The following is a 14208-nucleotide window of genomic DNA, read 5'->3' as shown; positions in this document are numbered from 1 at the left end:
AGACGGTGGAAGACCGACTGTTGATCTCTGGAGACGTCATACGTCAGAATTGGACTATGTCTACTCTCGCCTTTACAGATTTTTTTTTTCCTCATACGGCTACCACCGAGATCTACCCATTGGACCACCCTCTTTCCCTCCACGCCGCTCTTCCGCTCTCAGCCATCCGGGCCTGCAAGGCGGCGACGCACGCGCCGACCTCGTCGCGCGCCGCTTCGTCCTCGTCGTTGCCGATGCGCGCGACGATATCGACGCCGCGCAACAGCACGTCGATCCACGCGGCGTCGAGCAGCGCGCGCCCTTCCTGGGCGGCGACGAAGCAGTCTTCCATCGCATGCGCGAGTTCGACGCCGGCCTGCACGCCGACGATGCGCGCCGCGCCCTTCAGCGAATGCGCGGCGCGCATGCAGGCTTCGAGCGCGGCGGCGTCGCCGGGCGCGCGGTCGAGCACGAGCAGGCCGTCGTCGAGCACGCGAGCCTGGTTGCGCGCTTCTTCGCGGAACAGATCGATCAACGACGGGCGGCGCGGGTCGTCCGTCATCCGAGACTCCGGTTCAGTGTGTCGAACAGCGCGTCGGCGTCGAGCAGGCCGACGCTGATGCCGCGCCACGGCGCGACCGCCCGCGTGTGCGTGGCGGCGGTCTCCGACAGCGTGGCGGGCGGTGCGCGGAACGTCGACGGCGCGAAGCGGTGCACGCCGTCGACCTGATCGACCGGCAGCACCGCGTGCTCTTCGTCGCGCGCGATCACGAGCAGGCGCGGCAGATCGAGGCGCGTGCGGTCGTTGCGGGCGGCGGCGGTGTCGGGCTCGAAGCCGAGCAGATGCGCGAGCGACAGGCACACGAGCAACTCGCCCTGCACGTTGACGACCCCGAGCACCGCGCGATGCTGCCGATGCGGCAGCGTATGCACGGTGCGCGTCTGCACGATGCTTTTGAAAATCCGCGTGGGCAGCGCCAGCCATTCGCGGCCGATGCGAAACACGAGCAGCGATTCGCCGGTCTCCCGCGAACGCGATGCGTCATGGCCGTCGGGCAGCGCTTGCGGCGCCGCGTCCTGCTGCGGCAAGGCAGCGAGCGGCGCGGGCTGATCGAGCAGCCGTGCCGCGGCTACCTCGAACACCGGGCAATTGAGGCAGCGCACGTATTCGGCGAGCCGCTCGCACGACGAATCGCCGCGCACGCCGATGCGGTTCCAGCAATCGTCGATGCGGATGTCGCGGAACTCACGCACGGGACGATCCTTGCGCGCGCGCCGCGCGTTGCATCAGCAGGCGCGCGCCGTCGCGATCGCCTTCGAGGTCGAGCAGCGTCGCCAGATGCGCGAGCGCTTCCGGGTGCTGCGGATCGAGATAGATCGCCTTGCGATACTGGGCGCGCGCGACGTTGCTGTCGCCGTTGGCGTCGGCCAGAACGCCGAGCAGGTAGAACGCTTCCGCGTGCGGGGCGTGCTGTTCGAGATACGCGTGGATGGCCGCGGCGGCGTCCGCGAGACGGCCGGCGTCGGCGAGTTCGCGCGCGGCTTGCAGCGTGTCGCGCTCGATGGTCGTGGGGGCCGCCTTGCCTTGGGTAGCGCCTGGGGTGCCGAAGGGGGCCTTGATCTGCGTGCCGAACGGTGTTTCAAGGGGGACGTTGGCGTGCCCATTCATCTGCTGGGCTTGCGCCGGCTGTGGCTGCCATGCCGGTGTCGTGCGCGTCGTGGGCGTGGCCGTGCGTGCCGGCGTCAGCGGCCTCGTCCACGGCGACGCGCCGGCACCGAACACTGCAACCCGCGCCGCGCCGTCGAACGAGGCGCGCGCAACCGGATCGGGCCACGCAAAGGGCTCGGCCGAAAACACCGGCGCGGGAGCGGGCACGCGCGCGGGCGGCGGCGTCATCGCCAGGGCGGCGGCGGTCGCGAGCGGCGCGGCGTGCCAGTGGCTGGCCTGCATGCTCTGGGCCGAGGCGCGATAAAACGCGAACGCGAGCGGAATCTTCGCGGATTGCATGCCGTAGCGCATCAGCAGGCCGGTCTCGGCCGGACCGACGAACAGCGTGCCGTTTTCGGCCAGCACGCTATTGAGCGCCTGCAACGCGATCTGCTGCGTGTCGCGGTCGAAATAGATCAGCACGTTGCGGCAGAACACGAAGTCGTAGAGGCCGAGCGCGGGCGTGTCGAGCTGCATCAGGTTCGCGTGCGAGAAGCGCACCGTCTCGACGATGCGCGGCGCGAGACGCCAACCGTCTCCGGCCGGGCTGAAGTGCGCGTCGCGAAACGCGAGCGTGCTGCTGCGAAACGAGTTGCGCCCATAGACCGCGCGCTGCGCCGCGGCCAGCGAGCGCTCGTTGATATCCATCGCGTCGATGCGGAATTGCGCGGCGTCGAGGCCCGCGTCGAGCAGGGTCATCGCGATCGTGTACGGCTCTTCGCCGGTCGAGCAGGGCAGGCTCAGAATCCGCAGCGGCAGCGTGCCGCCGGCCGCGTGAGCGCGCTCCCGCAAGCGTTCCTGCGCGAGCCGCGCGAGCGTGCGGAATGCCTCGGCGTCGCGATAGAACCAGGTTTCCGGCACCGTCAACGCTTCGATCAGCGCCTGCCATAGCTCGGGCGACACCTGCGCCGCGTTCCAGTAATCGGCGAGCGTCGCTTCGGCATGGCCGTCCGCGCGCCACGCGGCGGCCTGCTGATCGACCGCGCGCTCGATGGCCCGATGACCGAGCGAGGTCGCGTCGAGCCCCATCGTCCGATGCAGCTGTTCGGCGAAGCGCCGGTAAAGCGGCGCGTTGTCGTGATGCGCGTTCATGCGTGCGCCTCGGGAAAGAGCAGCGCCTTCACGTCGTCGGTCAGCAGTGCCTCGACGCGAATCCACTGCACGAGCCCGCCCGCTTCGCTCGCGACCGGACCGAGATAGCGCGCGTGCGGCGTGTCGATGCCGGTCGCGCGAAATGCTTCGGGTTCCAGACGAATCGTGCGGGTCGCGCCTTCGAGCAGCAACGCCAGCAGGCGCTGGCCGCCCGCATGCGGATAGTGCACCAGCACGACGCGCGTCGACATCAGTGGCTCGGCGCGGCGGCCGAGCGCGAGCGCCGGCAGATCGATGACCGGCAGCGGTGCGCCGTCGTGCTCGAGCACGCCCGCGACCCACGCCGGCGCGCCGGGGATCGTCTTCGGCGGCGCGCGCGGATCGAGCGGCATCATGCGCTCGACCTGCGTCGCGTCGATCACGTAGCGTTCGCTGTCGAGCGTGAAGAGGATGAAGAGCATCGGCGTGGACGGGAAGCGTGAGCGGGGCGGGCGCGGGTCAGGGCGGATCGCCTGGGCGATCTCAGGCCACGACCTTGAAGCGCGACACGCCGGTGCGCAGGCTGTTGGCAACGTGCGTCAGATCGTCGATCGCCTGGGTCGACTGACGCAGCGATTCCGCGGTCTGCTGCGCGGCCTCGGACAGCTGCGTCAGCGCCTGGGTGATCTGCTCGGCGCCGGTCGCCTGGGTCTGCATGCCCTCGTTGACCATCGAGAAACGCGGCGCGAGCTGCTGCACCTGCTCGATGATCTGCGTCAGATGACCGCCGACGTTCTGCACGTCGAGCATGCCGCGGCGCACTTCCTCGGAGAACTTGTCCATGCCCATCACGCCGGCGGCCACCGCCGACTGGATCTCCTTGACCATCTGTTCGATGTCGTAGGTCGCGACGGCGGTCTGATCGGCGAGGCGGCGGATTTCGGTCGCCACGACCGCGAAGCCGCGGCCGTATTCGCCGGCTTTTTCGGCTTCGATCGCCGCGTTCAGCGAGAGCAGGTTGGTCTGGTCCGCGACCTTCGTGATCGTCGCGACGACCTGGTTGATGTTGCTGGCCTTCTCGTTGAGGATCGCGAGCTTGGCGTTGACCGAGCCGGCCGCTTCCATCACATGGCGCATGGTTTCTTCCATGCGCGCGAGGCCGCTGTGGCCGGTGCCTGCGAGCGCGGCCGACTGGCTCGCCACCTCGGAGACTTCGTTCATCGTGCGCAGCAGATCGCGCGAGGTCGCGAAAATCTCGCGCGAGGTCGCGCCGATTTCCGTGGACGTGGCTGCGGTCTCGTTCGCGGTGGCCTGCTGTTCGCGCGAGGTCGCGGCGATTTCCGTGACCGAGGTCGTGACCTGCACCGCCGACTTCTGCGCCTGGCCGACCAGCGCGGTGAGTTCGTCGGTCATGCGGTTGAAGCCCGCTTCGAGCGCGCCGATTTCGTCCTGGCGATGCAGTTGCAGGCGTTGCGTCAGATCGCCGGTGCGGATCACGTCGACGACTCGCAGTACCTTCGCCATCGGCACCGTGACCGCGCGCAGCAGCCAGTAGCCGGCCAGCACCGCGACGATCAAGGCGAGCGCCAGCATCACGAGCAGCACGATGCGCGTCGTCTCGACCGACGTGCGGATGCTCGCGGTGGACTGGTCCGCGTAGCTCCTGTTGTCGTCGACGAGCTTGCGCGCCGTCAGCCGGCCGCTTTCCCAGACCGGCGTGAGCTGCGCGTTGAAGATGCGCGCGGCGTTGTCTTTCGAGGCGGCGAGGCTATTGAGCAGCGCCGTTTGCGCGGCCGCGTACTGCGTGTGGTATTGCCGGAATTCGTTGAAGAGGTCCCGGTCGTCGCTGCGGAAAACCGTCGCGCCGTAGTCGTTGAGCTGTTTCTGCAGCGACTGCTGCGAGTCCTGCAGGCTCGCGAGGTCGCGCTTCGTGGAATCGGCGTCCGCGTCGACGAAGATCAGGCGCTGCGTGATCGAATAGTTTTCGAACCAGGTCGCCCGTATCGCGGTCGCGTAGTAGAGGCCCGGCATCGAGTCCTGCTGCTGGCTTTTCGCGTCGCGGTCTATGCCGCCGAGCTGCCCGAAAGTGACGATTGCCATGGCGAGCATCACGATCAGAACGATTCCGAAGCTGCAAAGAATCCGTTGCCGGATGGTCCATTGTTTCACGCGCAGGCCCCCCTACCTTTGTTTCTGTTCGATTCCGCGTATCGACCCGTTGCGGGTCGGATCGACGGACCGGACAGTTTTACTGTCTATCGGATTTGTCCGACAGTTCATGCGGCGAATTCTACATTGATCGGGGGCGTGTTTTGGGCGGATTAGAGGGGGAAACACGGCACAAAACGCGGGATTGCAGTACGGTGCCCGCCCGTGCACCGGCAGGTGCCGGATCGAACGGCTGTTACAGGGTTAATGTTCCGTTACCACTTGCAGCATCTATTTCCGCGCATCCGCACGACAATCCATTCCATGCCTGAACGGGCGGGAGGCTCACATGAAAAAGATCGCAGTAGCGTTGGTGATGGCGGGCAGTTTGAGCGTGGCGGGGCAAGCCTCCGCGCACGGACATGGCGGCGATGTGGTGGGGGCGCTGATCGGCGGCGCGGTGCTCGGTGCGGTGGTCAGCGCGGCGTTGAATCCGGCGCCGGTGGTCGCGTATCCGCAGCCGGTCTATGCGCAGCAGCCGGTGTATCAGCCGGCGCCGGCCTATGCCGGCCCGCCGCCGGGATATTGCTACGACCAGTACCAGCGCGCGTATGTCGCGTGCGGTGCGCCGCCGCCCGGACAGTACGGATATGCGCAGCCGCAGCCGGGGTGGTGATCGCGTGAAGGTGTGCGCTCACATCGCGCGTGCTCTACGCAGACAGAAAGGCCGTCGCCCGATGCGACGGCCTTTTTTGTAATCGATGCATACACCGCTCAGTCTCAGTGTTTGTGGTGCAGCCACTCCGCGTAATGCGTATCGAGCCAGCGCTCGATTCTGGGCGGCTTTGACGGGTCGCGGTGATGACGGGACGCCATCCAGATGGCAAAGCCGACCAGCAGCATGACGGTGGGCCCCATCAGATAGGCGAGCAGCGATTCAGACATCGGAACCTCCGTATCGGCTTGCATCCAACTCTCAGTGTAGGCGATGGAAGCGGGGAAAGAACGACGATCTGAAGCGGTTGCGCGACGCTGGCGGGGTGTTTCGAAGGCCGATATGAAACCGGATTTCACCGGTTCTTTTTCTTTGTTTTCAGCTAATTGATAGGGGTTGATGGACGCCTGTGTACCATCGGTTGCGGCGCATCGAGGGAAACTCCCTACGCCGCCCAACCCTTGGCAATGCCGTCATCAGGCCATCCCGCTGCGCGCCTGCCGCGCGGCTTCGATCTGGATATCGACGAAGTCCGCCCAGCTCTGGAGTCGCTGACGTTGCCGCTCGGCTTCGTTGTGCGCTTCGCCGTGCGCCTGGTCGTGTGTGGGGTTGTCCGTTGCAGCGGGTGCGGGGTCCCGCATGGCGTCGCCGTGCGCGTCCGGTTGCGGCGAGATTTCGCGCAGATGCATCGTCGCGGTGCGGCGAAAATCATGCAGCACGAAATGCTCCATTTCGATCCCCAAGGCCTTGACCGCCTGATTTAACGTGCTTTTCGCGATCGGTCGATCGTCGCCCCGGACGCTCGGGAAGACGAAATTCTGGCTCGCCCGTGCGCGCTGCAACTCGCGCAGCATCGCGACGGCCTGGCGCGGCAGATACACGACGCGATCCGCATGCGCATTCAGACGCGTGGCCGGAATCGTCCAGCGCGCGTGGTCGAGATCGAATTCGGCCCACATTGATTCCACGAGGTCCGATTTGCGCACCATCGTCAGCACGAGCAGATGCAGCGCGAGCTTCAGCGGACGGCGGATGTTCGACGTGTCGACGGCCTGCAGCGTCGCGCCGATCTCGGCGCCAGACAGCACGCGCGTACGGGTGTCGAGCGTGGCGAGCGCGCGCGCCGGCACGACTTCGGCGGGATTGCCGGACGCGAGTTGCCGCGCGATCAGGTACGCGTACAGGCGCTTGACCACGTTGCGCGTATGCAGCGCCATCTTCGGCGAGCCACGGCTTTTGATGCGCTCGCAGATCGCGAGGATGTCGTCGGCGCTCACGGCACTGATCGGCTTGTTGCCGATCGCGGGCAGCACGTCCTTTTCGAGCGCGCGCCGCGTCGTGCGGCGATATTCGTCCGACTTGCCGGCCATCGCGGTGGCGAGATACAGCTCGGCGGCTTCGCGCAGCACGTCAGCCTTGCTTTCGGCGCCGCGGTCGCGCCGCGCGGTCGCGACCGGCGAGATGCCCTGCGCGACCATTTCCGCGTACTTCTGTGCCTTGGCGCGCGCGACGCGCAGCGAAATCATCCGGTAGTCGCCGATCGTGGCGAGCGGCTGGCGTTTGCCGTTCAGCGTGTAGCGGAAACGCCAGATCTTGCTGCCGGTCGTCATGACTTCGATGACGAGACCGTTGCCGTCGGCGACGCAGTAGCGGGTCGCGCGCGGTTCGAGCGCGCGGATCTGGGATTCGGTGAGGGGCGTGGCGAGGCGAGGCATGCGCGTCGGGACGTTGATGCGGTTGATGCACGAGGTGCGGTGATTCTAAACCGTATGCTGGTTGTGTACCAAAGATTTATCCGATTATGGGTAGGCAAGCTGGATTTTCTGCCTACGACGAGGGCGAGAAAATGACGCCAAACCCCTTATTGGAGAATGAATATAACGGAATTTCCCCATCGCTTTTACTTGCCGATACAGAATCTGCTGAAAATCACTCCAAGTAGATCGTCCGAACTGAATTCACCAGTAATCGAATTCAACTGATCCTGTGCCAGCCGCAGTTCCTCGGCGAACAGATCGAGCGCCTGCGCGTTCTGTTCGGCATGCGCGGCAGCCGTCGCCAGATGCTCTTCGGCCGCGCGCAGCGCAATCAGATGTCGCTCGCGCGCGAGGTACACGCTTTCCGCGCCCGCCTGCCAGCCGGCGATCCGCAGCAACTCGTCGCGCAGCAACGCGACGCCGTCGCCCTGTTTCGCCGACAGCCGCACCTCGCTCAGTTCGAGATCGGCGTCGAGCGCCTGCGTCGCGGGCGCGAGGCCCGTCAGGTCGGTCTTGTTCAGCACGCGCACGACCGGCACGCCGCTCGGGAAGCGCCCCGCGATCGTTTCGTCCTCGGCCGTCATGCCGGTGCGTGCGTCGAGCAGATGCAGCACCACGTCCGCGCGCTCGATTTCGCCCCACGTGCGCGCGATGCCGATCTTTTCCACTTCGTCTTCGGTCTCGCGCAGGCCGGCCGTGTCGATCACATGCAGCGGAATGCCTTCGATCTGGATCGTCTGCGCAACCTTGTCGCGCGTCGTGCCGGCGATCGGCGTGACGATCGCGAGTTCCGCGCCGGCCAGCGCGTTCAGCAGCGACGACTTGCCAACATTCGGCTGTCCCGCGAGCACGACCGACAGCCCCTCGCGCAGCAACGCGCCCTGGCGCGCTTCGCTCAGCACGTGCGCGAGGCGCTCGCGAATGCGGGCGAGCTTGCCGCGCGCGTCGGCGGCTTCGAGGAAGTCGATTTCTTCCTCGGGGAAGTCCAGCGTCGCTTCGACCAGCATGCGCAGCGTAATCACGTCTTCGACGAGCGCGTGAATGTCGCGCGAAAACGCGCCGTCGAGCGAACGGCCCGCCGAGCGGGCAGCGGCCTCGGTACTGGCCTCGATCAGATCCGCGACGGCCTCGGCCTGCGCGAGATCGAGCTTGTCGTTCAGAAAGGCGCGGCGCGTGAATTCGCCCGGTTCGGCGAGTCGCAGGCCGACCGCGCGGCCGGCGTCGATGCAGCGTTGCAGCACCAGTTGCAGCACGACCGGGCCACCGTGGCCTTGCAGTTCGAGCACGTGCTCGCCGGTGTAGGAGTGTGGCGCCGGGAAGTAGAGGGCAATGCCGCGGTCGAGCGGATTGCCGCTGGCGTCGAGAAACGGCACGTAGCTCGCGTGGCGCGGTGCAAGCGTTTGACCGGTGAGTGCCTGCATCAGCGGCAGGGCGGCCGCTTCGCCCGCGCGGCCGAACGAAATCCGCACGACGCCGATGCCCCCCCGGCCGGGCGCGGTAGCAATGGCGACGATGGGATCGGAGTCGGTCGTGAGCATGGGAGAGCGGGCAGAAAACAGGAGAGGAGAGCGAGCGGATCGGTACGAATCGCGGCGGGCCAATGTCGGCAGATGTGGGCCGATGCGGCACGAGGCATTGTAACGCGGGCGCATCGGGCGGCCGTGCGGCGTCGCGGACGGCGCCATCGCTCCCCGTTCGATCCCTCAAATTAGGATTTATCTTGGATAAGCTACGATTTCTATCATGCTGCTTGAGAATAATCTTAAAAATATAAGATGACCATCGCTCGCAAAGGCAGGCAGGATAATAAAAAGATAGAAAAATGCGATTTCGTGGAGCGCTTTGTCCAGCGCGCCCTACAAGCTAAATCTATCTCAAATAGGCAAAACATAAGCTTATCTGGTTGTCAACTGGTTTGGTGCCGAATTGCACAATCTGGCCCATGCCAACCGACAAAGAAAAAGCCGCTTTCGCCAAAAGGCTGAGAGATCTGCTCGAGCCGCTGAAAATCCGCGGCGGGACCAAGCTCGCCGAGCAGTTCAATCTACGCTATCACGGCGAGCGTCCCGTTACGCCGCAGACCGCGCACAAATGGCTCACGGGTACGACGATTCCAAAGCCGGACAAGCTACGCACGCTTGCCGAATGGTTGAGCGTCAACGAGCATTGGCTTCACTACGGCCCGCCGCCCGGTACGAACGCGAGACCGATGGCACGCGGCGAGAAATATCCGGCAACGCCCGAGACGATCGAACTCGCTTCGAAGATCGCATCGCTCACGCCGAAAGACCGGAATCTGGTCGAGGAAATGATCGTGCGCTTCTACGGTGAGGACGTCGAGGACGAGTAAGTGCGCGGTTCGTCGCCAGCGCTTTTTCAAGCGCCCGCGAGATTATGAGAAAAGCCGCCTGGTATGCACCAGGCGGCTTTTTTTGTTTCTGCGCGGTGGCGGGGCTGAGATCGCTGCCCGCGGCGGACAGGTGTTGGGCCGGTTTTGTCCTCGATTTGCCCGTTTCCGCGCGATGTAATACGGCTGCGTGATCGGCGCAATCGGCGTGGGCATCGTGATTCGGGTCCGGAGCGGATGGGGTGGCGTTGGATTCGGCCTGCTATGCGAGATCGCGAATTCAGATTTATCTTAAACAAGCTACAACTTCTACTGCACCATTTGAGAACAATCTTAAAAACATGAGACGGGTATCGCCCGCAAAGTCCCGCTGGATAATAAAAAGATAGAGAAAATGCAATCTCTTCGAACGCTTTGCCCGTGTGCCTTACAAGCTAAAATTATCTCAAATAAGAAAAACATGAGCCTGACTGGTTGTCAACAGGTTTGGCGCCGGATTGCACAATCTGGCCCATGCCGACCAACAAACAAAAAACCGCTTTCGCCAAGAGACTGAAAGACCTGCTCGAGCCTCTGAAAATCCGTGGCGGGAGTGACCTCTCCAGGCAGTTCAATCTACGCTATCACGGCGAGCGCCCCGTTTCGACGCAGACCGCGCACAAATGGATCTCGGGCACGACGATTCCGAAGCCGGACAAGTTGCGCACGCTCGCCGAATGGTTGAACGTCAGCGAGCATTGGCTCCATTACGGTCCGCCGCCCGGCGCGAGTGCGAGACCGATGTCACGCGGAGAAAAGTACCCGCCCACGCCCGAGACGATCGAACTCGCGTCGAAGATCGCCTCGCTCATGCCGCAAGACCGGCATCTGGTCGAGGAAATGATCGTGCGCTTTTATGGCGAGGACATCGAGGAAGAATAAGCGCGTGGCCAGTCGCCAGCCGCTTTTCAGCTGTCCGCGAGACCATGAAAAAAAGCCGCCCGGTTTGCACCGGGCGGCTTTTTCGTTTCTGCGCAACGGCGGGGGCGGAGAGTGCCGCCCGCCCGCCGCGAACAGGCGTCAGGCCGGCTTCGCCTTCGACTTGCCCATCATGCGCGTGATGTAGTACTGCTGCGCGATCGACAGCACGTTGTTCACGACGTAGTACAGCACGAGACCCGCCGGGAAGAAGAAGAACATGACCGAGAACGCGATCGGCATGAACATCATCATCTTGGCCTGGACCGGGTCCGGCGGCGTCGGGTTCAGGCGGGTCTGCAGGAACATCGAGACGGCCATCAGGATCGGCAGGATGAAGTACGGGTCCTGTTGCGAGAGGTCGCGAATCCAGAGAATCCACGGCGCGCCGCGCATTTCCACCGACGACAGCAGCACCCAGTACAGCGAGATGAACACCGGAATCTGGATCACGACCGGCAGACAGCCGCCGAACGGATTGACCTTCTCGGTCTTGTACAGCTCCATCAGCGCGGCGTTCATCTTCTGCGGATCGCCCTTGAAGCGCTCGCGCAGCGCCTGCATGCGCGGCGTGATCGTCTTCATGCGCGCCATCGACTTGTAGCTCGCGGCCGACAGCGGGAAGAACACCGCCTTGATCAGCAGCGTGAGCAGCACGATCGACCAGCCCCAGTTGCCGACATAGCTATGGATCTTCGAGAGCAGCCAGAACAGCGGCTTCGCGATGATCGTGACCCAGCCGTAGTCCTTGACCAGATCGAGGCCCGGCGCGATGCCGGCGAGCATCTTCTCTTCTTCCGGACCGGCGAACAGGCGTGCCGACACGCTGACCGTTTGGCCCGGCGCAATGGTCGGCAGCGGCTGCTTCACGCCGACGCGATAGAGCGACGGATCGATTTTCTCCGCGTAGAACTCGCGCTTCGCGCCCTGCTGCGGAATCCACGCCGACGCGAAGTAGTGCTGGACCATCGCGACCCAGCCGTTGTCGGCCGAATGCGCGTAATCCTGCTTGTTCTTGTCGAGATCGCTGAACGTCATCTTCTGGAAGTGATGTTCGTCGGTGTATACAGCCGGTCCGATGAACGTGTGCGAGAAGCGCGGCGTATCGACCGGCTGGTCGTCGCGCACGAGTTCCATGTAGACCTGCGGCGTCACGGCCGTGGTGCCGACGTTCTGGATCTTCGTCTCGACGCCGATCACATAGCTGCCGCGCGTGAACGTGTAGGTCTTGATGACCTTCAGGCCGCCCTTTTCCGGCGATTCGAAGCTCATCTGGAACGAATTCTGACCGTCGGCCAACTGGGTCGGCTGATTCGGCATCAGCGTGAAGACGTCGTTGTGATTCGGGAAGTCGCCGCCGAGCAGGCCGGTGCGTGCCAGATACGTGTGGTTGTTCGTTTTGTCGAACAGCGTGATGACGAGGTCCGGCTGCTTGCCGTCGCCCTGCTTCACGAGCGCAAGCCGCGACAGCGTGCCGCCGCGCGTGTCGATTTCGCCGCTGTAGACGTCGGTGCTGAACTTGACGAGTTGCGATTGCGTGGCCGCCGGCGCGTTGCCGGGCGCGGCTGCGTTAGTGGCCGGCAGGTCGGCCGGACTGGTTCCCGGCGTCGTGGTCCCCGGAGCTGCGCCATCGGCGGTTTTCGTCGCCGTCGGGCTCGGGAAGAACATCGACGGGCGTCCGTGGTCGCGTTGCCAGTTGTCGAACAGCATGACCGCTGACATGAAAAAGATGACCCATAGGACGGTGCGTTTGATATCCATGCGTTGTCTCAGTGTCGATGGAACGGCGCGTCAGCGCTTTTCAGAAGTGGGTGGCGGGACGAGATCGATGCCACCCGCGGAAAACGGGTGACAGCGGCAAACACGCCTCACGGCGAGATAAGTCCCGCGCGCGGCGCCATGATACTGGATTGCCTCGCGCGCGTAATCAGAACAGGAAGGGTAAAAACGGCACCGGTTGCCGAGCATGGGGCTCACGGCAAGCTTGTAAAAACGCAATAAAGCGAAGAGTACCGTTTGCATGGCAGATGCGGCCGGACGGCGCCGCGCAACGTGGATACCGGGCGACGCCCGCGCCGCGGAGCAGCCGGCGCAACGCCGGTTGCAACGGCCGAGGGCGGGCGGTCGCCGCGTCATTCCGTCTTCGGCGCCTCCGCGGGCGGCGCCTGACGACGGGTAATTTCGCGCGCGGCCTTGTCGAGCAACGCTTCGATTTCGCTGCGGCACAGCGCCTTCAACGGCGGCGACGACGCGCTCGGTAAAGCCTTTTTGTCGAAACGCGTATGCAGACGCAGCAGCACATCCCAACCGCCGAATTCCGCGCGGCGCAACCGGAAGGCCTCGCGTGCGATCCGGCGCACCAGATTGCGCGTGGCCGCGCGCGGCGCATACTTCTTGCCGATCACGAGGCCAAGACGCGCCTCGTTGCCGGTGGGCCGGCCGTACACGACGAAGTGCGCGGTACGGCGCCACGGCCGCAAACGAAAAACGGATGAAAATTCATCCGTTTTTAGCAGCCTTGCGGCTTTGGGGAAGGCGGCTTGCGCTCGCAACGGAACCGAGCCCGGTTGCTGCGCCCCGGCCGCTCCCGCTTCGCCGCGGGCTTCGGTCACAGCGCGCAATCCGCTCGCCTTAGATGGCGAGACGCTTGCGGCCCTTCGCGCGACGTGCGTTGATGACCTTGCGGCCACCTGCGGTCTTCATGCGAACGCGAAAGCCGTGGGTGCGCTTGCGACGGGTAACGGAAGGTTGGTAAGTACGTTTCATGTTGCTCTCACTTGATCGAAAAAAACCGCGCGATCATCGCTGAAAGCGCAATGGCCGGTGGTTTGCTGAAATTGGTTTTCGCGGAACCCGCTATTTAAACCGGTTTTCCGTTGACAGTCAATAGTTTAGCCCGGTCCGGCAGCGCTTCCTGCTCATCCGGCCAGTTGATCCGTCCCTGTGGATAACTCCCTTTCGGCTCCGTTTTGGCGTTAGAATCTCGCCTTACTTCCCAAAAATGCTGCACGCCGCCCCGGCTCGCTTGCTCCGCAAACCCTTGTGGCACAAGCGCCTGGGGCTGTTACGCCTGGCTGCACAGGGCTTTGTTGCGCGCGCGCGACAGGGGCAGCGGCGACCGCCGTGCACACCATAACGACAGCAACTCGATGAACGAATTCTGGCAACACTGTTCCGCATTGCTGGAGCGTGAGCTTACGCCCCAGCAGTACGTGACGTGGATCAAACCCTTGGCCCCGGTCGCCTTCGACGCCGATGCGAACACGCTCTCCATCGCCGCGCCGAACCGCTTCAAGCTCGACTGGGTCAAGAGCCAGTTCTCCGGCCGCATTGCGGATATGGCCCGCGATTTCTGGCATGCGCCGATCGACGTGCAATTCGTGCTGGACCCGAAAGCCGGCATGCGCGGCGACTACCGGCACGAGCGGCGGACAGGCGAGGCGCGGCAATGGAAACGCGAGGGCGAGCAGCGGAGCGATGGCCGCGATCAGAATGATGTGGTGAGTGACGCGCGCCGAGAACAAGG

The 14208-nt window shown here is 64.4% G+C and carries 15 protein-coding genes and 1 pseudogene; 4 read left to right on the top strand and 12 right to left on the bottom strand.

What is annotated here, in order from left to right; translation table 11 throughout:
- Positions 1-211 precede the first annotated feature (211 nt).
- The 5 genes and pseudogenes from G3N58_RS32150 to G3N58_RS32130 form a co-directional block, all read right to left on the bottom strand.
- A pseudogene (locus G3N58_RS32150) lies at positions 212-541 on the bottom strand (Hpt domain-containing protein); the annotation flags it as partial.
- Positions 538-1233 carry a chemotaxis protein CheW gene (locus G3N58_RS32145; RefSeq protein ID WP_167285830.1) on the bottom strand — a complete coding sequence of 232 codons (696 nt, stop codon included), beginning with the start codon at positions 1231-1233 and terminating at the stop codon, positions 538-540. The gene G3N58_RS32145 and the pseudogene G3N58_RS32150, both read right to left, overlap by 4 nt.
- Entirely contained in the window at positions 1226-2779 is a 1554-nt protein-coding gene (locus G3N58_RS32140) for a CheR family methyltransferase (RefSeq protein ID WP_206001204.1), read from the bottom strand. Before G3N58_RS32140 ends, G3N58_RS32145 begins: the two co-directional genes overlap by 8 nt.
- Positions 2776-3240 carry a chemotaxis protein CheW gene (locus G3N58_RS32135; protein ID WP_167050047.1) on the bottom strand — a complete coding sequence of 155 codons (465 nt, stop codon included), beginning with the start codon at positions 3238-3240 and terminating at the stop codon, positions 2776-2778. The genes G3N58_RS32140 and G3N58_RS32135 overlap by 4 nt, the downstream gene beginning before the upstream one ends.
- A 61-nt stretch (positions 3241-3301) precedes the next feature.
- Complete coding sequence (locus G3N58_RS32130) at positions 3302-4927, bottom strand: methyl-accepting chemotaxis protein (RefSeq protein WP_206001203.1); 1626 nt, start codon at positions 4925-4927, stop codon at positions 3302-3304.
- Between the two features lie 328 nt (positions 4928-5255).
- Here G3N58_RS32130 and G3N58_RS32125 point away from each other — a divergent pair, with 328 nt between their 5' ends.
- Positions 5256-5582 carry an ecotin precursor gene (locus G3N58_RS32125; RefSeq protein WP_167285307.1) on the top strand — a complete coding sequence of 109 codons (327 nt, stop codon included), beginning with the start codon at positions 5256-5258 and terminating at the stop codon, positions 5580-5582.
- 104 nt (positions 5583-5686) lie between these two features.
- On the opposite strand, the gene G3N58_RS32120 is transcribed toward G3N58_RS32125, so the two are convergent.
- The 3 genes from G3N58_RS32120 to mnmE all read right to left on the bottom strand — a co-directional run bounded on the left by G3N58_RS32120 (position 5687) and on the right by mnmE (position 8916).
- Positions 5687-5851 (bottom strand): hypothetical protein, encoded by a 165-nt coding sequence (locus tag G3N58_RS32120; protein ID WP_167050041.1) that lies wholly within the window; start codon positions 5849-5851, stop codon positions 5687-5689.
- Between the two features lie 246 nt (positions 5852-6097).
- A complete protein-coding gene (locus G3N58_RS32115; protein ID WP_206001202.1) occupies positions 6098-7336 on the bottom strand; it encodes an integrase arm-type DNA-binding domain-containing protein in 1239 nt (412 codons plus the stop codon).
- Between the two features lie 185 nt (positions 7337-7521).
- Complete coding sequence (gene mnmE, locus G3N58_RS32110) at positions 7522-8916, bottom strand: tRNA uridine-5-carboxymethylaminomethyl(34) synthesis GTPase MnmE (protein ID WP_167050037.1); 1395 nt, start codon at positions 8914-8916, stop codon at positions 7522-7524.
- Between the two features lie 404 nt (positions 8917-9320).
- Between mnmE and G3N58_RS32105 the strand changes: the two genes are divergently transcribed.
- Complete coding sequence (locus G3N58_RS32105; RefSeq protein ID WP_167050035.1) at positions 9321-9728, top strand: XRE family transcriptional regulator; 408 nt, start codon at positions 9321-9323, stop codon at positions 9726-9728.
- Positions 9729-10238: 510 nt separating this feature from the next.
- Positions 10239-10646: an XRE family transcriptional regulator gene (locus G3N58_RS32100; RefSeq protein WP_167050033.1), complete on the top strand. Its 408-nt coding sequence runs from the start codon at positions 10239-10241 to the stop codon at positions 10644-10646.
- A gap of 138 nt (positions 10647-10784) precedes the next feature.
- Here the strand turns inward: G3N58_RS32100 and yidC are convergent, their stop codons facing one another.
- The 4 genes from yidC to rpmH all read right to left on the bottom strand — a co-directional run bounded on the left by yidC (position 10785) and on the right by rpmH (position 13448).
- Entirely contained in the window at positions 10785-12443 is a 1659-nt protein-coding gene (gene yidC / locus G3N58_RS32095; RefSeq protein WP_167050031.1) for a membrane protein insertase YidC, read from the bottom strand.
- Between the two features lie 30 nt (positions 12444-12473).
- Positions 12474-12704 (bottom strand): membrane protein insertion efficiency factor YidD, encoded by a 231-nt coding sequence (gene yidD / locus G3N58_RS32090; RefSeq protein WP_167050029.1) that lies wholly within the window; start codon positions 12702-12704, stop codon positions 12474-12476.
- A gap of 110 nt (positions 12705-12814) precedes the next feature.
- Positions 12815-13303: a ribonuclease P protein component gene (locus tag G3N58_RS32085; protein WP_205193403.1), complete on the bottom strand. Its 489-nt coding sequence runs from the start codon at positions 13301-13303 to the stop codon at positions 12815-12817.
- Between the two features lie 10 nt (positions 13304-13313).
- Positions 13314-13448, bottom strand: coding sequence for a 50S ribosomal protein L34 (gene rpmH / locus G3N58_RS32080; RefSeq protein WP_004198824.1), 135 nt, complete (start codon positions 13446-13448; stop codon positions 13314-13316).
- A 383-nt stretch (positions 13449-13831) separates the two neighbouring features.
- Here rpmH and G3N58_RS32075 point away from each other — a divergent pair.
- Positions 13832-14208: DnaA N-terminal domain-containing protein (locus G3N58_RS32075; protein WP_277396997.1), on the top strand; the 377-nt coding region annotated here is incomplete at its 3' end.

Source organism: Paraburkholderia sp. Ac-20342 (assembly GCF_017104985.1).
Lineage (GTDB): Bacteria > Pseudomonadota > Gammaproteobacteria > Burkholderiales > Burkholderiaceae > Paraburkholderia.
The sequence above is the reverse complement of the archived record's forward strand: the minus strand, read 5'-3'. Positions and strand labels throughout refer to the sequence as shown.